Source organism: Actinomadura meyerae (genome assembly GCF_900188445.1).
GTDB classification, from domain to species: Bacteria; Actinomycetota; Actinomycetes; order Streptosporangiales; family Streptosporangiaceae; genus Spirillospora; species Spirillospora meyerae.
Window position 1 is genome coordinate 1 of the sequence record NZ_FZOR01000072.1, and the last position, 20932, is coordinate 20932.

General features: G+C 73.5%; 13 protein-coding genes. 4 read left to right on the plus strand and 9 right to left on the minus strand.

Features of this window, described 5'->3' with window-relative positions; genetic code table 11:
* Nucleotides 1–135: 135 nt before the first annotated feature.
* Together uvrB and CHF16_RS38280 are read right to left on the minus strand one after the other, a co-directional pair.
* On the minus strand, nucleotides 136–2253 hold the full coding sequence (gene uvrB, locus CHF16_RS38275) for an excinuclease ABC subunit UvrB (protein WP_089331110.1): 2118 nt from the start codon (nucleotides 2251–2253) through the stop codon (nucleotides 136–138).
* A 136-nt stretch (nucleotides 2254–2389) separates the two neighbouring features.
* On the minus strand, nucleotides 2390–3541 hold the full coding sequence (locus tag CHF16_RS38280) for a sensor histidine kinase (RefSeq protein ID WP_089331098.1): 1152 nt from the start codon (nucleotides 3539–3541) through the stop codon (nucleotides 2390–2392).
* Between the two features lie 133 nt (nucleotides 3542–3674).
* Here CHF16_RS38280 and CHF16_RS38285 point away from each other — a divergent pair, with 133 nt between their 5' ends.
* The 3 genes from CHF16_RS38285 to CHF16_RS38295 are packed head-to-tail and all read left to right on the plus strand — an operon-like array spanning nucleotide 3675 to nucleotide 6294.
* A complete protein-coding gene (locus CHF16_RS38285; RefSeq protein WP_089331099.1) occupies nucleotides 3675–4688 on the plus strand; it encodes a hypothetical protein in 1014 nt (337 codons plus the stop codon).
* A 10-nt stretch (nucleotides 4689–4698) separates the two neighbouring features.
* A complete protein-coding gene (locus tag CHF16_RS38290; RefSeq protein ID WP_089331100.1) occupies nucleotides 4699–5379 on the plus strand; it encodes a hypothetical protein in 681 nt (226 codons plus the stop codon).
* A gap of 30 nt (nucleotides 5380–5409) precedes the next feature.
* Nucleotides 5410–6294: an inositol monophosphatase family protein gene (locus CHF16_RS38295; protein WP_089331101.1), complete on the plus strand. Its 885-nt coding sequence runs from the start codon at nucleotides 5410–5412 to the stop codon at nucleotides 6292–6294.
* Between the two features lie 34 nt (nucleotides 6295–6328).
* Here CHF16_RS38295 and CHF16_RS38300 read toward each other — a convergent pair whose 3' ends face one another.
* The gene (locus CHF16_RS38300; protein WP_245869796.1) at nucleotides 6329–7552 is read right to left on the minus strand and encodes an ArsB/NhaD family transporter; all 1224 of its coding nucleotides are present in this window, start codon (nucleotides 7550–7552) and stop codon (nucleotides 6329–6331) included.
* 65 nt (nucleotides 7553–7617) lie between these two features.
* On the opposite strand from CHF16_RS38300, the gene CHF16_RS38305 reads away from it, so the two are divergent.
* Nucleotides 7618–13455 carry a WD40 domain-containing protein gene (locus tag CHF16_RS38305; protein ID WP_089331103.1) on the plus strand — a complete coding sequence of 1946 codons (5838 nt, stop codon included), beginning with the start codon at nucleotides 7618–7620 and terminating at the stop codon, nucleotides 13453–13455.
* Between the two features lie 6 nt (nucleotides 13456–13461).
* On the opposite strand, the gene CHF16_RS38310 is transcribed toward CHF16_RS38305, so the two are convergent.
* The 6 genes from CHF16_RS38310 to CHF16_RS38335 all read right to left on the minus strand — a co-directional run bounded on the left by CHF16_RS38310 (nucleotide 13462) and on the right by CHF16_RS38335 (nucleotide 20333).
* Nucleotides 13462–13875, minus strand: coding sequence for an SSI family serine proteinase inhibitor (locus CHF16_RS38310; protein ID WP_179271921.1), 414 nt, complete (start codon nucleotides 13873–13875; stop codon nucleotides 13462–13464).
* 307 nt (nucleotides 13876–14182) lie between these two features.
* Nucleotides 14183–14785, minus strand: coding sequence for a dephospho-CoA kinase (coaE, locus tag CHF16_RS38315; RefSeq protein WP_089331105.1), 603 nt, complete (start codon nucleotides 14783–14785; stop codon nucleotides 14183–14185).
* Between the two features lie 16 nt (nucleotides 14786–14801).
* Nucleotides 14802–15293, minus strand: coding sequence for a GNAT family N-acetyltransferase (locus CHF16_RS38320; protein WP_089331106.1), 492 nt, complete (start codon nucleotides 15291–15293; stop codon nucleotides 14802–14804).
* Between the two features lie 37 nt (nucleotides 15294–15330).
* Complete coding sequence (locus CHF16_RS38325; RefSeq protein ID WP_089331107.1) at nucleotides 15331–17289, minus strand: endonuclease/exonuclease/phosphatase family protein; 1959 nt, start codon at nucleotides 17287–17289, stop codon at nucleotides 15331–15333.
* Nucleotides 17290–17543: 254 nt separating this feature from the next.
* A complete protein-coding gene (rpsA, locus tag CHF16_RS38330; protein ID WP_089331108.1) occupies nucleotides 17544–19028 on the minus strand; it encodes a 30S ribosomal protein S1 in 1485 nt (494 codons plus the stop codon).
* A 234-nt stretch (nucleotides 19029–19262) separates the two neighbouring features.
* The gene (locus CHF16_RS38335; RefSeq protein ID WP_245869797.1) at nucleotides 19263–20333 is read right to left on the minus strand and encodes a polysaccharide deacetylase family protein; all 1071 of its coding nucleotides are present in this window, start codon (nucleotides 20331–20333) and stop codon (nucleotides 19263–19265) included.
* Between the last annotated feature and the right edge of the window lie 599 nt (nucleotides 20334–20932).

Sequence of the window (20932 nt, forward strand, 5' to 3'; positions counted from 1 at the left end):
TGCCTCAAAACCCACACCACCTACGACCAGACCACCGCATGGTCACACCACCACCACGACCTCGCCGCTTGACATTCAACCTCCAGGGATGTCTGACGCCGGGCGGCGCGCGGCGGGGCGGCGGCGCGCGGCGGGCTAGCTGACGCCGGCCTCGCGCATGTCGCGGAGCTCGCGCTTGAGCTCCTTGATCTCGTCGCGGAGGCGGGCGGCGAGCTCGAACTGCAGGTCGGTGGCGGCCTGGTGCATCTGCTCGGTCATCTGCTCGATGAGCGCCTCCAGCTCCTCGCGGGGGCGCTCGCCGACCAGGTCGGCGGCGTGCCGGCCGGCCTCCTTCGTCCGGGACGCGAGGCCGGGCACCGGCGCCTTGCCGCGGGACTGCTGGCGCCCTCCGCCGCCGATGAGGGTCTCGGTGTCGGCGTCCTCGCGGGCGAGGGAGTCGAGGATGTCGGCGATGCGCTTGCGCAGCGCCTGCGGCTCGATGCCGTGCTCGGCGTTGTAGGCCTGCTGCTTGGCGCGGCGCCGGTTGGTCTCGTCGATCGCCCGCTCCATCGACGGGGTGACCGTGTCGGCGTACATGTGCACCTGGCCGGACACGTTGCGCGCCGCGCGCCCGATCGTCTGGATGAGGGACGTCTCCGAGCGCAGGAAGCCCTCCTTGTCGGCGTCCAGGATCGCGACGAGCGACACCTCGGGCAGGTCGAGGCCCTCGCGGAGCAGGTTGATGCCGACCAGGACGTCGAACTCGCCGGCGCGCAGCTCGCGGAGCAGCTCGATGCGGCGCAGCGTGTCGACCTCGCTGTGCAGGTAGCGGACCTGGATGCCGAGCTCCAGGAGGTAGTCGGTGAGGTCCTCGGCCATCTTCTTGGTGAGGGTGGTGACGAGGACGCGCTCGTCGCGCTCGGTCCGCTCGCGGATCTCGTGGACGAGGTCGTCGATCTGGCCCTTGGTGGGCTTGACGACGATCTCGGGGTCGATCAGCCCCGTCGGGCGGATGACCTGCTCGACGACGTCGCCCTTGACCCGGTTCATCTCGTAGGGGCCGGGCGTCGCCGACAGGTACACGGTCTGGCCGATGCGCTCGAGGAACTCCTCCCACTTCAGCGGCCGGTTGTCCATCGCGGACGGCAGCCGGAACCCGTGCTCGACCAGCATCCGCTTGCGGGACGCGTCGCCCTCGTACATGGCGCCGATCTGCGGCACGGTCTGGTGGGACTCGTCGATGACGAGGAGGAAGTCCTCCGGGAAGTAGTCGAGGAGGGTGTTCGGCGCGGTGCCGGGGCCGCGGCCGTCGATGTGCCGGGAGTAGTTCTCGATGCCGGAGCAGGTGCCGACCTGCCGCATCATCTCGATGTCGTAGGCGGTGCGCATGCGCAGCCGCTGCGCCTCCAGCATCTTGCCCTGCCGCTCCATGGCGGCGAGGGTCTCCTCCAGCTCGGCCTCGATGTCGCGGATCGCGCGCTCCATGCGCTCGGGCCCGGCGACGTAGTGCGAGGCGGGGAAGACGTACAGCTCGTCGTCCTCGGTGATCAGCTCGCCGGTGAGCGGGTGCAGGGTGGCGAGCTTCTCGATCTCGTCGCCGAACATCTCGATCCGGACGGCGAGCTCCTCGTACTGCGGGATGATCTCGATGGTGTCGCCGCGGACCCGGAAGGTGCCGCGGGTGAACGCCAGGTCGTTGCGGGTGTACTGCATGCCGACGAGCTGCCGCAGCAGGTCGTCGCGGTCGATCTCCTGGCCGACGTGCAGCCGGACCATCCGGTCGACGTACTCCTGCGGGGTGCCGAGGCCGTAGATGCAGGACACCGACGCGACGACGACGGTGTCGCGGCGGGTGAGCAGCGAGTTGGTCGCCGAGTGCCGCAGCCGGTCGACCTCGTCGTTGATCGAGGAGTCCTTCTCGATGTAGGTGTCGGTCTGCGGGATGTACGCCTCGGGCTGGTAGTAGTCGTAGTACGAGACGAAGTACTCGACGGCGTTGTTGGGCATCATCTCGCGCAGCTCGTTGGCGAACTGGGCGGCGAGCGTCTTGTTCGGCTGCATGACCAGGACGGGCCGCTGCAGCTTCTCCACCAGCCACGCGATCGTGGCGGTCTTGCCGGTGCCGGTGGCGCCGAGCAGCACCGCGTCCTTGTCGCCGCCCTGGATGCGGGCGGTCAGCTCGGCGATCGCCTGCGGCTGGTCGCCCGACGGCGTCATCTCGGTGACGACCTCGAACGGCGCCACGCGGCGCCGCAGGTCCGTGACTGGGCGCATCGGCGGCTCCCCCTGCTCGGCGTACTCCCTGCTTCCCCACAACTGTATGCAGGGCCTCCGACATTCCGCGTCCGCGCCGGTCGCGAGCGGCCCGCGGGCCCGGATCAGGACGCGGACGGGTCGGGACGCGGGCGGGTCAGGACGCGGGGAGGGGGATCCGCGCCTGGACGGCGTAGCCGCCGCCGCGGGGCCCGGCCTCGAAGCTGCCGCCGAGCGCGGTGACCCGCTCGCGCAGCCCGACCAGGCCGTTGCCGCCGCTCGGCAGCCGGTGCTCGGGCCCGGCGGTCGGCGGGGCGTTGACGACCTCGACCTCGATCGCCTCGGGCAGCAGGCCGAGGTCGACGCGGGTGTGGGCGGCGCCGGCGTGCTTGTGGACGTTGGTGAGGGCCTCCTGGACGAGGCGGTACACCGTCCGCCCGACGGCGATCGGCATCGGGCGCTCCTCGCCGCGGACCTCGAGGTCGACGCGGAGCCCGGCGGCGCCGGACTGGCCGACCAGGTCGCGGACGTGGGCGAGCGTCACCGCCTCCTGGGGAAGGGCCTCCTCGCCCTGCCGCAGGACGCCGACGACGTGGCGGAGCTCCTCCAGGGCCTGCCGCCCCATGTCGCCGATCACGGCGGCGGTCTCGGCGGCCCGGACGGGGTCGCGGCTGGCGATCGCCTTGAGGGCGCCCGCGTGCACGACCATGACGCTGATGCGGTTGGCGACGACGTCGTGCATCTCCCGCGCGATGCGGGTGCGCTCCTCGCCCCGCGCGCGCTCCGCGAGGAGGTGCTGCTCGCGTTCGAGCCGCGCGGCACGTTCCTGGAGCGAGGCCAGGACCTGCTTGCGCGCCCCCATGTAGAGGCCGAGCAGCACGGGGACGGCGATGAACGCGATGCCGAAGACGGCCTGCGCGATGAAGGACTCGTTGCTCGCCGTCGGCCCCGGGAACACCAGCGTGGCGATGTAGCTGGCGACCGCGATCGTCAGGACCGTCCGGCGGGACGACCCGTACGCGGCGAGCGAGTACAGGATGACCAGCCCGGCGAAGGCGCCCGCCCCGGTGACCGTCGCGAAGACGACGGCGAACACGGCGAGGCCGACCGGGTGGGAGCGCCGCACGACCACGGCCAGGCCGAGGACGACGCTGCACGCCGCCACCACGGGCGGCGGCAGGTAGAACCGCTGGTCGGCGAACCACAGGAACGCGCCGTCACCGCAGGCCAGGGTCACGGCGAGGAAGATGTCGAGCGCGCGGGAGCGCCGGGTCGGCCATGCCCCCGTCCACCAGCCCCGCACGTGCATGCGACGAGTCTATGGCGATCGGGAGGACACACGGTCGCCCGAGCCACGGAACCCCGTACCCGCGGGGCTTTTCCGCACTGCGGGCGCTGCGGTTACGATGACGGCGCCGACTAGGACGGAGTGCGACCGGATCATGACCCGATTCGCCGGCTGGCTCGGGAAGAACGCCGACGCGGTGATCGCGCTGGTGCTGGCGATCGTCGTCGCGGTGCTGGGGCTCGGCGTGAACCTGCCGAACGAGGACGAGATCACCAACAGCGGGATCCTCGCGGTGATCGGCCTGCTGGCGACCTCGATGCTGCGGGACCGGGGGCGCCGCGTCCCGGTCGAGCTGGAGGTCCGCGACACGCTGCGGTCGTCGTCGGTCACGCTGGGCGAGCTGGACGACAAGCTGACCCGCATCCAGGGGTTCGAGAGCGTCCTGGCCGACACCCGCCGCGCGCTGGACGAGAGCACGGTCGTCCGGGTCATCGGCGGGGCGCAGGTCGGTCAGGTCCTGGCGGAGGCGCGCCGCGACACCGACCGGTGGTTCTTCAAGGGCGGAACCGGCACCTACATCCGCGCGCGGACGCTGCCCGAGTGCGTGGCGGCGGCGCGCCGGGAGCGGCGCACGCTGCTGTTCCGGGTGGAGATCCTCGACCCCACCAACGTCGAGGTGTGCGAGGCGTACGCCCGCCACCGCCGCTCGGTGTCGGACGGCCCGGACGCGACGGGCGAGCCGTGGACGCTGGAGCGCACCCGCAAGGAGGCGTACGCGACGATCCTGGCGGCGTGCTGGCACAAGCAGCGGTTCGCCATGCTCGACATCGACATCGGCCTGGCGCAGACCATGACGACGCTGCGCTACGACCTGGCCGCGTCCCGCCTGGTGGTGACCCGCGACGACCCGCGCGGCGAGGCGCTGGTGGTCGACAACTCGAAGTTCTACTACAGCTGGATGAGCGCGGAGCTGCAGACCAGCCTGGACCAGGCGCGCCGCGTCCCGGTGGAGCAGGCGCGGCTGGCGCCGCTGGACGAGGAGCCGACCGTCGAGGAGGTCCGCAAGCTCTTCGAGGTGACCGGCATCGAGCTGGCGCCCGGCTACACCGACCGGGACGTCATCGACATCATCCGCAAGGCGCTGCGGCCGAAGGACCCCTACGAGTGAGGCCGGGGCGGTGAGGTACGAGGAGATCCGCGAGCAGATCCGCGCCGGGACGGCCGCGCGGACGCTGCCGGCGTGGGCGGGCGGCGTCCTGGCGGAGATCCTCGACGGTCTGGCCGCGGGCACGCCGCCCGTACCGGCGGTGCGGCACCCGCTGGGCTTCCTGTGCCTGCCGGTGGAGCGCAGCGGCGACCTCGGGGTGTGCCTGCACATCTGGACGCCCGAGGTGCGGCCGGCCCCCTTCACGACGTCGCAGGTGCACTGCCACAGCTGGGAGCTGCTCAGCTTCGTCCTGTACGGGACGGTCCGGAACGTTCGGGTCGAGGTGGAGGAGGCCGCCGGGAGGGCGCCGCAGCAGCTGTTCGAGGTCGTGAGCCACGGCGACGTGGACGAGCTCAGGGCGACGGGGCGGGCCGTGCACAGCCTCCCCGGCCGTTCCACCGCGCACCGGACGGGCGAGGCGTACAGCCTGCCGGCGGGGGTATTCCACAGCACGCTCATCGAGGGGGGCGCTGACGCGGCCACGGTCGCCCTGGGCCGCCAGACCCCGGGCGGCGGCGACCTGTCCCTCGGCCCCCTCGACACGCCCACCCACCGCGTGCACCGGTCACGTTCCGATCACGCCGACACCGAGCGGGCCCTGCGGCGATCCGCGCGCAGGCTCGCCGCCGCCCACTGCTCGGCGCGCCGGTAGGCCGCCGCCGGACCCGACTGGAGAGGCCCGATGAGATCCACGACCCCGTCCGCGGCCCGTCCGGTCGATCTCCCCGAGGCCCGCCGGGTGGCGGTGGAGGCCGCCGAGGCCGCGGGCGCCCTGCTGAGCGCCGGGATGGGCGGCCCCCTGGACGTCCGGCCGAAGGGCACCGGCGGGGACGTGGTCACGGCGCTGGACACGGCGGCCGAGGAGCTGATCGTGGGCCGGCTGCGGGCCGCGTACCCGCGGCACCGCATCATCGCGGAGGAGGCGGGTGTCCTCGACGGCGCGCCCGGCGAGGAGATGGTCTGGCTCGTCGACCCGCTGGACGGCACCAACAACGTGGCGATCGGCATGCCCGTGTACGCGGTGGGGCTGGCGTTGTGCGCGCGCGCAGAGCCGGTCCTAGGCGTCGTCCACGACCCCGTCTCTGGCCGGACGTGGTCGGCGGTACGCGGAGAGGGCGCCCTCGGCCCGGACGGCACCCGACTGAGGCTGCCCGATCGCCCGCGCCCCGGCAGGGAGGACAACCCCGTCCTGGCGTGGACGCAAGGGCATCAGGTCACCTCCGACGATGCCGCGGCGTTCGCCCTGCGCGCAGCCGTGGAGCGGCGGTGCGCGCGCATGCTGCAACTGTGGGCGCCGCTGGTGGCCTGGACGATGCTCGCCCGCGGCGACATCGACGGCATCGTCGGATACCTGCCCGAGATCGTGGACCTGCCCGCCGGGGCGATCCTGGCCGCGGAGGCCGGCGCGGAACTGCGCCGCCTGGACGGCCTCCCCTACGAGCTGGGCATCCACCGGCCGGCGTCGGAGCTGAGCTTCGTGGCCGCGCGCCCCGACCTCCTGGACCGCCTCCTGGAGACCACCACGCGCATAGCCCGGCCCGGCGGCCGCTTCCACATCGCCTACTAGAGCCGCCTACCAGAGCCGCCCGCCTCGTTGCCCCTCACCCGGTCAGCAGGAGGCCCGCGACGGACGCCGCGCACCCCAGGACGGCCAGCACCGCCCCTGTCAGGACGAACTTGCGCATGGGGACCCGCACGTCCCACCGGCGGCACCACTCGAACCACAGCAGCGTGGCGAGCGAACCCCACGGGGTGATGACCGGGCCCACGTTCGTCCCGACGAGCAGGGAGAGCAGCTGGTCCTTGTTCGACGCCGGTACGGCCGACTCCCCCGCCACGTAGGCGGGGAGGTTGTTGACGACGTTCGACAGCCCCGCACCGGAGAACGCCGCCCGGAAAGCGCCCAGGGCGTCGCCGTCATGGCCGACGAAGGCGCGCATCGCGTCGTCCAGCCCGAACCGCTCCAGCGTGGGAACGACCAGGAACAGCCCGGTGACGAACACCATCAGCTGCCACGGGATGAGGGACGGCCGCAGCGCCGACCGGTCGCGTACGGCGAAGGCGGCGACGGCCACGGCGGCGGCGACGGTCGCGGCGACGCCGAGCTGGATCCCGGTGTGCACCCCGCCCAGGATCGCGCCGATGAACAGCAGGCACGCCGCCCCGGTGGCGGAGAACAGCACCCGGTCGCGGATGGGCGCGGGGGCGGGCGGGTCGTAGGCGTCCTCACCGCGCATGCGGCGGCGCCAGTAGAACACCCACAGCAGCGCCATGGTGACGGCGAGGACGGCCAATTGCGGCGCCCACATTCGGGCGGCGAAGGCGCGGGTCTCCAGCGCCACCCGGTCGGCGGCCAGCAGGTTGGTCAGGTTCGACACGGGCAGCAGCAGGCTCGCGGTGTTGGCCAGCCACACCGTCGTCATCGCCAGCGGGAGGGTCGCGATCCGCGCGCGCGCCGCCAGCGCCAGCATCACCGGCGTCAGCAGCACGGCGGTCGTGTCGAGGTTCAGGAAGATCGTGGTGAGGGACGCGAACGCCACGCACAGCAGGAACAGCGCCGCGTAGTCGCCCCGCCCGGCCTTCGCCATCCGCTGCGCGATCGCGTCGAAGACCCCGGCCTCCTTGGTCAGCTCCGCCAGGACGATGACGCTGAACAGGAAGAGCAGCAGCGGCGCGATCCGCCCGACGCTGGACCGCGCCGTCTCGGCGGGCAGCAGGCCGGTGGCGACGAACAGCAGCCCGGCCGCGAGCACGCCGACGCGCACCCAGTCCAGCACGCCGAGCGAGCCGGCGGCGCGGCGCAGGATCTCCATCGGGGGCTGCACGGGCGCCATGATCCCATAGGCGCGCGGACCATGATTTCGTCCGGCGGCCGCGCGATACTGGCCGCATGACGACCCCCGGCGGCCATTCCAGGCAGGAGCGTCCGACCGACTTCTTCATCAGCTACTCCCCCGCGGACGAGCGGTGGGCGGCCTGGATCGCCTGGCAGCTGGAGGCCGCCGGGCACCGGACGATGATGCAGGCGTGGGACTTCGTGCCCGGGACGAACTTCATCGACTACATGGACCGCGGCCTGTCCGAGGCCAAGGCCGTCGTGGCGGTGCTGTCGCGCAACTACCTGCGCTCCCGGTACGGGCGGCTGGAGTGGATGGCGGCGCTGCGCGCCGACCCCGACGACCCGGCCCGCAAGCTCGTCACGGTCCGGATCGAGGACTGCCCGATCGACGGGCTGCTGTCCACGATCACCTACGTGGACCTCGTCGGCGTCGACGACCCCGACGAGGCGCGCGGGCTGCTGATGCGGCGCATCCGGGAGGCCCTCGCCGGGCACGCGCGGCCCCTGGACGGCCCCGGGTTCCCCGGCGGCGGCTCCCCCGCACCGAACGGCGGCGGCGTCATGCCGGGCCGTCTGGAGGCGGCTGAGGGGCCGCAGGAGCCGGTCGGGGAGCGCCCCGCCCGGCGGGCGCCGGTGGCGACCCCGGCGTTCCCCGCGGCGGGCACCGGGTCCGAGCCCCGCGAGCGGCTCAGCGTGCTGCACGTGTCGGGGCCCCGGTTCGGCCGGACGCTCGCCGAGCCCGGCGAGCCGACGACCGCCGCCGAGCTGCAGGACCGCGTCTGGAGCGAGGTGACCCGGCTGGCCGACGCGGGCGTGCCGCGCCCCGACCTGCTCGTCGTGACCGGCAACCTCACCCACTCGGGCAGCCGCCGCGAGTTCGCCGAGGCGCTGTCGTTCCTGACCAGCCTGCGGGCGCTGCTCGGCCTGGAGGCGCAGCGCGTCGTGATCGTGCCCGGCACCCACGACGTCACCCGCGCCGCGTGCCAGGCGTACTTCTCCAGCTGCGAGGCCGACGACATCGAGCCGCAGCCGCCGTACTGGCCGAAGTGGCGGCACTACGCGGGCCTGTTCAAGGAGTTCTACCAGGGCATCGACGCGCTGATCTTCGACAGCGCGCAGCCGTGGACGCTGTTCCCGGTCCCCGACCTGCGGGTCGTGGTCGCCGGCCTCAACTCGACGCTGCCGCAGACCCACCGCGAGGAGGACCGCCACGGCCGGGTCGGCCAGGCGCAGGCCGCCTGGTTCAACGAGCGGCTCCGCCATTTCGAGGGCGAGGGGTGGCTACGCCTCGGCGCCGTCGAGCACACCCCCGTCGCCGGCGAGCCGGGCGCCCTGCGCGACCCCGACACGGTGGAGGCGCTGCTCGGCGGCCACGTGAACGTGTTCTTCCAGGGGACGGAGACGGAGTTCGGCGCCGTCCCGCTGCTGCCCGGCGGCGCCCCGTGCGTCCCGGCGCTCGGCCCCGGACGCCACCAGACCGTGGTGCTGACCCGCGACGGCATGGAGCGGTGGATCCCCGAGCGCGCCGCCCAGCGCGGCCCGGAACGGCTCGAACGGTCCTGGCACCGCGTCACCGGAACGTTCCCGCCGCCGCGCGCGGAGGCGCCGCCCGCGCCTCCCGCCCCCGAACTGGGCCCGGTGGGGAACGGCGCCGCCGAGCCCGTGCACGACCCCACCGCGCTCCTCCTGGACCGGCTGACCGAGGCGTGCGAGACCCGGTTCGAGCGCGCCACCATCCGGCGGATCGTGCCGCCCGCCCGGGAGGAGGGCCGCACCGACCCGCCCCACCTGCTGCTCACCCACCTGGAGGACGGGTTCGTCCGCCAATACCGCATCGGCGCCCACGTCGGGCAGGTGACCGAGGCCGACGTGGACGCCTTCGTCCGGCACGTGCACGCCGACGGCGCCGACCACGGCTCGGAACTGGTGTACCTGGGGCCCGCCCCGTCCCGGGCGCTGCGCGAGGACGCGCTGCGCCGCGGCATCCGGGTGCGGAGCCTCACCGAGTTCCAGGGCCTGCTCGACCTGTCGGAGTACGTCGCGGCGCAGACGCGGCGGCTGTCCGCCGACGGCCTGTACCCGCCGTCGCTGTACGTCCCGCAGCGCTTCCGGGAACTCGACCGCTTCCAGACGCCCGGCGAGGGGACGCGACTGACCGGGGACGTCCGCGACGACGTCGTCGGCGAGATGCTGCGTCTGCTGGCCGCCGACCACGGCCGCTTCCTGCTGCTGCTGGGCGACTTCGGGCGCGGCAAGACGTTCGCGCTGCGCGAGCTCGCCCGCCGCATCCCCGAGGAGCTGCCGCACGTCATCCCGATCCTCATCGAGCTGCGCGCCCTCGACAAGGCCCACTCGGTGGACGGCCTCGTCGCCGCGCACCTCGCCAACCACGGCGAGGAGCTGATCGACCTCAAGGCGTTCCACTACATGCTCCGGCAGGGCCGCATCGTGCTGCTGTTCGACGGGTTCGACGAGCTGGTGACGCGGATGACCTACGACCGGGCCGCCGACCACCTCGACACGCTGCTGCGGGCCGCCCAGGACAAGGCCAAGATCGTCGTGGCGAGCCGCACCCAGCACTTCAAGTCCCAGGCGCAGGTGCTGACGGCCCTCGGCGAGAAGGTCGGCGTGCTGCCGCACCGGCGCGTCCTCGGCCTGGAGGAGTTCGCGCCCCCGCAGGTCCGCTCCTACCTGGTGAACCGGTACGGGGACGAGGGCGCCGCCGAGGCCCGGCTGGACCTGCTCACCGGCATCGAGGAGCTGCTCGCCCTCACCGCCAACCCGCGGATGCTGTCGTTCATCGCCGACCTGCCCGAGGACCGGCTGCGCGCCGTCGCCCAGGCCCGCCGCGCGGTCTCCCCCGCCGACCTCTACGACGAGATCCTGTCGTCCTGGCTGGCCTACGAGGCCGACCGGGTCGGCGGCGCCGGCGGCCCCTCCGGCCTCAAGACCGACGACATGTGGCAGGCCGTCGGCACGCTCGCGCTGCGGCTGTGGGAGGGCAACGAGCAGTTCCTCAGCCTCGCCGAGCTGGCCGACGTCGCCGACGCCCTCACCGGCCTCGCCGGCGGGCGGATGTCGCCGCACCAGGTCACGCACGCCGTCGGCGCCGGCAGCCTGCTGGTCCGCACCGACGACGGCCTGTTCGGGTTCATCCACGCCTCGGTGATGGAGTGGCTCGTCGCCCGGCACATCGCCGCCGAGTTCGCCGCCGGCCCGGCCGGCGCCGCACCGGCCGCGCTCGGCCGCCGCGCCATGACCCAGCTCACCGTCGACTTCCTGTGCGACCTCGCCGACCCCCGCGCCTGCCAGGAGTGGGCGGCCGGCGTCCTCGCCGACCCCGGCGCCGGCGACATCGCCCGCGCCAACGCCATCCGCGTCACGACCCGGCTGCGCACCCCCGCGCGCACCGACCTGCGGGGGGCACGCCTCCAGGGCGAGGACCTGTCCTACCGCGACCTGCAGGAGGTCGACCTCACCGGCGCCGACCTCACCGACGCGCAGCTCGTCGGCGCGAACCTGTCCCGGGCCGTCCTGCGGAACGCCTCCCTGGCCGGGGCCCGGCTGGACGAGGCGCGGCTCACCGGCGCCGACCTGCGCGGCGCCGACCTGTCCCGAGCCCGGCTCGCCCGCGCCGACCTGCGCGACGCCGCCGTCGAGGGCGGCCGCTGGACCCGCGCCGCCCTCATCGACGCCGCCCTGCCCGACCGGATCGCCGCCGCGCCCGAGCTGCGCGAGGCCGCGATCGCCCCCGGCCGCCCCATCGACCTGCAGATCGCGCCGCCCGCGGTCGGCGTCCCCTACGGGTTCCACTTCGCCACCAGCCGCCTGCCGCAGCCGCTCGCCTACAGCCCCGGCGGGTCCGTCGTGGCCGTGGGCAGCGAGGACGGCGGCGTCCTCGTGTGCGACGCCGTCACCGGCACGCCCCTGCGCACCCTCCAGGGCCACACCGACCGCGCCTACGCCGTGGTGTTCGACTCCGGCGGCAACCTGATGGTGAGCGGCTCCGCCGACGGCACCGTCCGCATCTGGGACCTCGCTACGGGGCACACCGCGCACACCCTGCCCGTCCACTCCGAGGGCGTCTGGCCGGTCGTCCTCGGCGGGCGCGCCCCCTCGGGCGCCGACCTGCTCGCCGCGGGCGACGCCGACGGCGCCATCCGCGTCTGGGACACCGCCACCGGCGCCCTGCTCCACGAGCTGGCCGGGCACACCGCGCCCGTCTACACCGCCGTGTTCGACCCCGCCGGCTCCCTCATGGTCACCGGCGACGCGGGCGGCACCCTCCGCGTCTGGGACCTCGCCACCGGCGCGCTCCGCCGCGAGCTGACCGGCCACAGCGGCGCGGTGTTCCGCGCCGTCTTCCACCCCGACGGGTCCCTCCTCGCCGCGGGCGACGAGGCCGGCGTCGTCCGGCTCTGGGACATCCGCACCGGCGAGATCGGCCAGGAGCTCCTCGGCCACACCGGCCGCGTCTACGCCATCGCCTTCCACCCCGGCGGCGACCTGCTCGTCACCGGCGACACCGACGGTTCGGTCCGCCTGTGGTCGGGCGGGCGGCAGCGCGCCGTCCTGTCCGGCCACGGCGGCGGCATCTACCAGGCGGCGTTCAGCCCGGACGGCGGCCGCCTCGCCACCGCCGACAGCGCCGGATCGGTCCGCCTGTGGGACCCCGCGACCGGGCGGCAGCGCCTCGAGCTCGCCGGGCACCGCGGCGCCGTGTGGCCGTTCGCGTTCCGCCCGGACGGCGCCCAGCTCGCCACGAGCAGCAACGACGGCACCGCCCGGCTGTGGGACGCCGAGACCGGGCAGTGCCGCGTCGTGCTGCGCGGCCACGGCCGCCGCGTCACCGGCGTCGCGTTCAGCCCGGACGGCGGCATGCTCGCCTCCAGCGGCAACGACGGCCTCGTCCGGCTGTGGGACCCGCGCTCCGGCCGCATGATCCGCGAGCTGCGCGGCGTCGCCGACAACCTCACCTCCGCCGCGTTCAGCCCCCGCGACTCCCGGCTCGCCACCGCGACCAACGACGGCGGCGTCCACCTGTGGCAGGCCGGCACCGGCACCTTCGAGCGGGAGCTGAACGTCGAGACCGACCACGTGTGGGCGCAGGCGTTCGCGCCCTCCGGGGACGTCCTCGCCACCGCCAACGACGACGACACCGTCCGCCTCTGGTACTGGACGACCGGCCGCGAGACCGTCAACCTCGCCGACCACCGCGGCCGCGTCCGCTCCATCGACTTCCACCCGGGCGGCGCGCTCCTCGCCACCGGCTGCGACGACGGCGCCGTCCGGCTGTGGCACCCCCGCACCGGCGAGCTGGTCGCCGCGCTGGACGGCCACACCGACCGCGTCTACCGGGTGGCGTTCTCACCGTCCGGCGACACCCTGGTCAGCGCCGGCAACGACGGCACCGCCCGGCTGTGGGACTCCTCCACCGGCGAGACCGTCCACGCCCTCACCGCCCACACCGGGCGGCTGTGGACGGCGGCCTTCCACCCGTCCGGGACGGTCCTCGCCACGGCGGGCGACGACATGGTGGTGCGCCTATGGGACCCCGCCACCGGCCGCCTCCTGCACACCCTCGGCGGCCACACCCGCCGCATCTGGTCGGCGGCGTTCAGCCCCGACGGCACCCTCCTCGCCACCGCCGGCGACGACGGCGCCATCATCCTGTGGAACGTCACCGACCTCGCGGCCCCCGCGCGCCGCGCGACCCTCCTCGGCCTGGCCGAAGGCTGGGCCGCCCTGGCCCCCGACGGCCGCTACAAGTGGGAGGGCAACGCCACCGCCGAGTTCTGGTACGCCATCGGCATGTGCCGCTTCGAGCCGGGCGAACTGGACCCCTACCTCGCCGACGTCCACCGCCTCCCCCTCGACGCCCCGTTCTGACGCCGGTCAGAAGTCCAGGACGTATCCGTGCCCGATCCGGGCGCAGCCGTCGTTGCTGAACGTCTCGGAGTACGGCGTGATCGGCACGCCGTGCCAGTAGCCGGTCGCGGTCGCGGTCACCGGCAGCCAGATGCCGAGGCAGCCATATCCGGAGCGCGACGGGACCTGCCGGATGTCGCCGTTCGCCGCGTCCAGCTCGGCGCAGGCGACCTTGGCGTTGGGGTGGGTGCCGCCGACCGGGTCGCACTCCAGCGTCGCGGTACGGGCCGCCCCGGAGCCGAGCTGCGGGACGACGCTGAGCTGGATCACGGTCAGCGGGGCGGCGGCCGCCCCGTCGTCGGCGCTCGCCGCCGGGGCCGCCACCGCCCCGCCGGCGACGAGCCCGGCCCCGAGGAGCAGCCGGACCATGGAGCGCATCATGACACCTCCTTGATGAGAAGTAATTCCCACCATTACATCATCGCTTCAGAACTCCTTCACGGCCGATTTCGGCCATGAAACTACGTCGAACAATATGATTGTCATCATGTGAGCAAAAAGGGCCATCTTCCTGCGAAGATACGGCAGTAGGCCGTGCCCGGATCATCCGTTCCAGTGATCATCTTTCATGCGCGACCGGAAACTTTCAGTGATCATTCATCCGGGAGCATCGGCCGCGAGAACCATGGCGCACCGCCAGGCCCGGCCGGCCATTCCGTCGCGGCCGGGCGGGTGGGTTCCGTCTTCGCTACGACCGGGCGGCGCGCTCGGTCAGGGTCTCCCAGAGGGCGTCCACCTGGGCCTTCAGGTCGTCCAGGGTGCCGGAGTTGTCGATGACATGGGTGGCGACGGCGCGGCGCTCGGCCCGGGACGCCTGGTTGGCCATGCGGGCGCGGGCGTCCTCCTCGGTCATCCCGCGGCGCGACGTCAGGCGGTCGAGCTGCGTCTCCTCGGGGGCGTCCACGACCACGACCTCGTCGTACATGGGGGCCAGGCCGTTCTCCGCCAGCAACGGGACGTCGTAGACGACGACCGCGTCACCGGGGGCCGCGTCCATCAGCTCCTGCATGCGCTCCCCGACCAGGGGGTGGACGATCGCGTTCAGCGCGGCGAGCCGGTCGGGGTCGGCGAACACGATGCGGCCGACCTTCTCCCGGTCCAGGGCACCGGACGGCAGCAGCACGTCCTCGCCGAACTCCGCCACGACGGCGGCGAGGCCCGGCGTGCCCGGCTCCACGACCTCCCGGGCGATCTTGTCGGCGTCGATGATCATCGCGCCGTGCGCGTCCAGCAGCGCGGCCACCTCGCTCTTGCCCGAGCCGATCCCGCCGGTGAGTCCCACTTTCAGCACGCGATCACCCTAGTCGCTAGCCGGTTTCCGCGGGAACGAGGGGTTTGCGCATGTGCACCAGGGTCAGGTGCGCGGCGACGCGCTCGCGGTGCGTCTCGCTGTAGCCGAGCCGCCGGTACAGGCGCAGGTTGGCGTCGCTGAGGTGGCCGGTGAACAGCACGCAGGCGTCCACCCGGCCGGCGACCGCGGCCTCCAGCTCCGCCAGCAGGCGGCGCCCGATGCCGCGGCCCTGCAGGTCGGGGACGACGACGAGCCGCCCCACCAGGCACGTGTGGTCGCTGAACTGGGCGCGGACCGCGCCGACGACGCGGCCGCCGAGCACCGCCTTCAGCACCACCGCGTCCCCGGCGAGGACGGTGCGCAGCTGCTCGACCGACTCGACCAGCGGCGGCAGGAACGGGTCGCCGTACAGCTGCGCCTCCGCCACGTACGCGGCGCGCTGGACGGTCATCAGCTCCCCGGCGTCGTCCGGGCCCGCCCGCTCGATGACGACCGCCGGCTCGCTCATGAGGAGACCCTAGCGGCACGCGAAGCCCGCCGGCGGGTCACCGGCCGATCCGGACGGTGACCGCGACCGGGTAGTGGTCGGAGGCGTCGGACCTCGGCACCTCGTAGTCGGTGACGAGGACGCCGTCCGACCCGAAGATCCAGTCGTGGGTGGAGCCGTCCGGCCGGGTCGGGTAGGGGTCGCCGCCGAGCGCGGCGCTGCGCAGGTCGGTGCCGTCGGTCATCGCGGCCAGCTCGGGGCTGCCCGCGTCGGTCTGGAAGTCGCCGCCGATGAGCGTGCGGGGCGCACCGCCCCAGGCCCGCAGCAGCGCCGCGACCTCCCGGGACCGCTCCTCGGCCTGGTCGTCGCCGCCCTCCAGGTGCGTCGACCACACGTCCATCGTCGCCTTCCCGACGGCGAGCCGCGCCCACACGTACCCGCGGATCTGCGACCAGTCGCCGCGCGGCATCCGCCCGCTGCCGGACTTGCGCACCGGCAGGGACGTCAGGATCGCGTTGCCGAACTGCCCGTCGGCGGCCGGGCCCCAGATCAGCTTCATGCCGAGCCGCCGCGACAGCCACACCCCGACGTCGGTGGTGCCGGACGTCAGCGCCCCGCGCCCGGCCTCCTGCAGCAGGACGACCTGCGCCCGCTGCCCCTCGATGACGCGGGCGACGGCCTCGGGGTCGAGCCGCCCCGACTGGCCGACCGCGTCGTGGATGTTGTAGCTGAGCACCCGCACGGTGCCGTTCGCGGCCGCCGCCGGGGCCTTGCCGTCCGGCGCCGCGACGGTGAACACCGCGGTGCCGATGAGCAGCAGCAGCGCCGCGGCCCCGGCGGTGAGCGCGCGCAGCGGGGCGCGGGCCGGCAGCGGGCCGCCGCGCGCCGCCGCGAACGCCGCGAGCGCGCCGAGCAGGATCCCGGCCAGGCCGGGCAGCAGGTTGTTCGGGAACGGCAGCGGCGACACCGCGCTGACCTGGTACGGGATCAGGATCACGGCGATCAGCAGGCCGCCGAGGGCCGCGCCGGCGTCGATCCGCAGGACCGGGCCGCCGCTTCCGGAGCGGCGCAGCGGCGCGCGGACCGCCACCGCCAGCAGCCACGCCGCGAGCACCTGCCCGACGATCACGACGGGGACGACCTCGATCCCGGCGACCGCGTAGGTCCCGGCGACGGCGCCCGCGCCGACGCCGAGCAGCGTCCCGCCGAGCACGCACACGCCGCCGGGCACCGCCCGCACGGCGAGGCCGGAGCCGAGGAACGCCAGGGCGAGGCCCTGCCCGGCGACGATCGTGACGTGCGCGGCGGTCAGCGACTGCCAGCCGGACGACGCGACGAACGCGGGGCTGGCCAGCACGAGCACCTGCAGCGCCAGGAACGGCCCGAACGCCGCGGCGCCCAGCGCGTCCCGCCAGGACACCCCGGGCGGGTCGATCGGCCCGGACGCCAGCTCGCGGTACAGCGCGGCAGCGCCGGCGCCGACGAACGCCAGGCACGCCAGCCAGGGGCCGACGCCGTCCCGCCACACCGGGTCCCAGGTGGCGAAGCACATCCGGACGGCGCCGTCGATCGCGAGGCCGGCGACGGCCGCGGTGGCGAAGCCGACCCCGGACAGGCCGCGGGCGCCCTCGAAGAGCGCGGCGACGGCCACCATCCCGATCGCGGTGCCGGCGAGGGCCAGCCAGGTCCGCGGGTCGATGGCCTGGGCGAGCAGGCGCACCAGCAGCAGCCCGCCGATGCCGGTGAGCAGCAGCGCGCGCGGGCCGGCGGCGCGCCGCACCAGCGGCGCGGTGAAGCCGGCGAGGAACAGCGCGAGCACGCCGGCGCCGGCGGCGGCGTTGCCGGTCCGGTCGGCGAAGTGGTCGAGCTGGGGCAGCGCGAACCGCAGGGTCTGGGCGAGGACCGCGACCGTGACCGCGATCAGGGCGAGGCGTGCGGGGCCCTGCGGGACGATCGAGGGGCCGGCCGCGGCGGGGCCGCCGGTCCTGGTGCGGGCGTCGGCGTCTGTCCTGGCCAATTGAACGAGTGCTCCCGGGGACGAGCGGACCTTCGGTGCAGGGGGCGTCGGGGACGCGCCCCACCCGCCATCGTGACGCAACCGAAGCACGGCCGGAGGCCGATCCAGAAGATCGCCTCCGGCCGTGTCCGGATTGTTCACCGGCCGTCCGGCCGGGCCGCGAGGGCGGCACGGTGCGGACGGCGCGCGCGAGCGGTCAGCGCGTCGTCACCGATCTCCCCTTCCCCGGGCGGGCCCGGGGAAGGGGACGCGGCTCACTGGCCGCCGGAGAGCTTCTCCCGCAGCGCGGCGAGCGCCTCGTCGGTGGCCAGGGCGCCACCGCCGGACTCGCTCTCGCCGCCGCCGGAGTAGGAGGTCTCGCCGCCTCCGCCGCCGCCCGAGGGCGTGGTGTCGGCCTCCGCCTCGGCCTTGCGGGCCTCCTCGATCTGCTTGCGGTGGGCCTCGAAGCGGGTGCGGGCCTCGGCGTACTGCCGCTCCCAGGTCTCCCGCTGCTCGTCGAAGCCCTCCAGCCACTCGCCGGTCTCGGCGTCGAAGCCCTCGGGATACTTGTAGTTGCCCTGCTCGTCGTACTCGGCCGGCATGCCGTACAGCGTGGGGTCGAAGTCCTCTTCCTCCATGCTGGCGGCGCCCTCGTTCGCCTGCTTCAGCGAGAGGCTGATGCGGCGCCGGTCGAGGTCGATGTCGATGATCTTCACGAAGATCTCGTCGCCGACCTGGACGACCTGCTCGGGGATCTCCACGTGGCGCTCGGCCAGCTCGGAGATGTGCACGAGGCCCTCGATGCCCTCCTCGACGCGGACGAACGCGCCGAACGGCACCAGCTTGGTGACGCGGCCGGGCACGACCTGGCCGATCTGGTGGGTGCGGGCGAACTGCTGCCACGGGTCTTCCTGGGTCGCCTTGAGCGACAGGGAGACGCGCTCGCGCTCCATGTCGACGTCCAGGACCTCGACCGTGACCTCCTGGCCGACCTCGACGACCTCGGACGGGTGGTCGATGTGCTTCCAGGACAGCTCGGAGACGTGCACCAGGCCGTCGACGCCGCCGAGGTCGACGAACGCGCCGAAGTTGACGATCGACGACACGACGCCCTTGCGGACCTGGCCCTTCTGCAGGGTGTTGAGGAAGGTCTGGCGGACCTCGCTCTGCGTCTGCTCCAGCCAGGCGCGGCGGGACAGGACCACGTTGTTGCGGTTCTTGTCCAGCTCGATGATCTTGGCCTCGAGCTCGCGGCCGACGTAGGGCTGCAGGTCGCGGACGCGGCGCATCTCGACCAGCGAGGCGGGCAGGAAGCCGCGCAGGCCGATGTCGAGGATGAGGCCGCCCTTGACGACCTCGATGACCGTGCCGGTGACGATGCCGTCCTCGTCCTTGATCTTCTCGATCGTGCCCCAGGCGCGCTCGTACTGGGCGCGCTTCTTGGACAGGATCAGGCGGCCTTCCTTGTCCTCCTTCTGGAGGACGAGGGCCTCGACGTGGTCCCCGACGGTGACGACCTCGTTGGGGTCGACGTCGTGCTTGATGGAGAGCTCACGCGAGGGGATGACGCCCTCGGTCTTGTAGCCGATGTCGAGGAGGACCTCGTCACGATCGACCTTGACGACAGTGCCCTCGACAATGTCGCCGTCGTTGAAGTACTTGATGGTCTCATCGATCGCCGCGAGGAAGGCTTCCTCGGACCCGATGTCGTTGACCGCTACCTGCGGGGTGGTCGAGGTGGCCTCGGTGCTGCTCGTCATGTGTCGGCTGGCTCCGGTACGGACATGGAAGTCGTATGGGTTGTGCGCGGAGGGCCGTTATCCGCCCTGCCGAAGACCGGAATGGGACGCGGACACCGCGTCAGTGAACCGAACCGTTGTCGCCGACCTGACCGAGCGCGAGCCTGCTCCGTCCGAAGCGCGCGCAGGCCCACAGCGCAGCGATCAGGATATGGGACCAATCTCGCGTGGTCAATCCGCCCGCGGCGCCGACGATCAGTAGGTTCGCGCACGGGCACGGTACTCCTTGGCGAGCCGGCTCTCGGCCGCTTTCGGAAACGTCACGGTGTTCGGGTCCCCGTCCGAGGTGTACCGCTCCCCCGGGTGCTTGTCCAGGTACTCCAGCCACGCCGTGGAGCAGTACTTCGTGCAGTCGTTCTCCTTGATCTTGCCCTCGGACCGCACCCGGTCGATCTGCCGCCGGTCGAAGTCGTCGTCGAACGGCGACATCGCGGGCCGCCACCCGGCGAGGAACAGGCCCTGGAAGGCGTACCGGCCGCCGTCCTTCTCGGCCCACCCCTTCTTCTTCGGGACGGACCCGAACGGGTAGGCGAACGTCGTGGCGTGCGCGCCGGTCAGCTTGAGGATCTCGTCCTCCATGCCGCCGATCTCCTTGCGCACCCCCTTCTCCGACATCCCGCCCAGGTTCGGGTGCGTCATGGTGTGGTTGCCGAGCTCGTAGCCGCGCTGCCGCAGCCACGCCAGCGCGGGACCCGCCTGCGCCGGGTCCATCCCGAACAGGTCCTTGTTCAGGTAGAACGTCGCCACCGGCCGGAACCCCGGGTTCTCCCGCGCGACCCGCTCGATGATCCCGACGGCGGTGTCCGGCTTGGGGTTGCCCTGCGCGTCGAGCGCGAAGTGCCCCGGCGTGCTGTCGTCGAACGTCAGCACCACCGGATGCCTGCCCGCCGGGACGTCGAACCGCCCGCCGACGAACTCGGCCGCCGTGATCGGCTGGTAGCCGCTCTTCGCCAGCCGGGTCAGCTCGTCGTACAGCTCCTTGGTCGAGCGGTCCAGCGACAGCTCGGGCTTCGGCAGGATCCGGTGGTACATGATCACCGGCACCTGGCCCAGCTCGTTCGCCTTGGCCGCCACCGCCCCCGGCGCCGCCGCGGGGATCGGCGCCGTCGCCGACACCGAGGGGGACGCCGAGCCCCCGGGCGAGGGGGCCACGCTGACGCCGGCGGCCTTCGCCGCGGGGCTCGCCGAGGACTTGGCGCCGGTGCGCTCGGCGGTCTCCCCCTCGTCCCGTCCCCGCGACCCGGGCAGCGTCAGCCCGAGCACCACGGCGCAGATGATCACTACCCCAGCGATCTTGTGAAGGAGCGGCACGATACCCCCGCCGGTGCGACCGAACAGGACCAGGGGGACAGCGTACGACCCCCGGACATCTAGGACACCCACTGGCGTACCCGCATGATCCCTAAGGACCCTCCACCCCCACCCACGCTTCCCCCAAAACACGCCGGAGCGTCCCCAAGGAAACCCCCACAACGCGGCAACGCTCCGCTCACGCCCTGCGCAGAGCCCCCACGAAGCGCCGCGACCACCCGACCTACGGCCGCCCCCGCAACCGTCCAGCACCGCCCCCGACCGTCCCACGACCGCAGACCGCAACCGTCTACCGCGCGGCCCCCAGCCGGCACCTCAGCCCGCGACGACCCGAACCGTCGCGATTGCGTCCGAAGGCAGGTTCGAGCGAAGCAAGAACCTGATCGCGAAGCGAGCCGCAAGGCGAGCCGGAGCGATGCAGCAATCGCACGTTTTGCCCGCCGAAGGAAGGCGCCCTAGCGCCTAATGGGAGCTGCCGGGTCGGCCACTGCTGACAGACTCGGTGCCTGGTAGCCGCCGGTGAGTGAGCACTTCCATCGCCTGGACCGTGGAGT

What these genes read in the sequence shown, in the direction of transcription:
- CHF16_RS38320 (WP_089331106.1), bottom strand. Translation starts at nt 15,293, where the DNA reads ATGAGCGAGCCGGCGGTCGTCATCGAGCGGGCGGGCCCGGACGACGCC.
- uvrB (WP_089331110.1), bottom strand. Translation starts at nt 2,253, where the DNA reads ATGCGCCCAGTCACGGACCTGCGGCGCCGCGTGGCGCCGTTCGAGGTC.
- CHF16_RS38310 (WP_179271921.1), bottom strand. Translation starts at nt 13,875, where the DNA reads ATGATGCGCTCCATGGTCCGGCTGCTCCTCGGGGCCGGGCTCGTCGCC.
- rpsA (WP_089331108.1), bottom strand. Translation starts at nt 19,028, where the DNA reads ATGACGAGCAGCACCGAGGCCACCTCGACCACCCCGCAGGTAGCGGTC.
- CHF16_RS38305 (WP_089331103.1), top strand. Translation starts at nt 7,618, where the DNA reads ATGACGACCCCCGGCGGCCATTCCAGGCAGGAGCGTCCGACCGACTTC.
- CHF16_RS38280 (WP_089331098.1), bottom strand. Translation starts at nt 3,541, where the DNA reads ATGCACGTGCGGGGCTGGTGGACGGGGGCATGGCCGACCCGGCGCTCC.
- CHF16_RS38285 (WP_089331099.1), top strand. Translation starts at nt 3,675, where the DNA reads ATGACCCGATTCGCCGGCTGGCTCGGGAAGAACGCCGACGCGGTGATC.
- CHF16_RS38295 (WP_089331101.1), top strand. Translation starts at nt 5,410, where the DNA reads ATGAGATCCACGACCCCGTCCGCGGCCCGTCCGGTCGATCTCCCCGAG.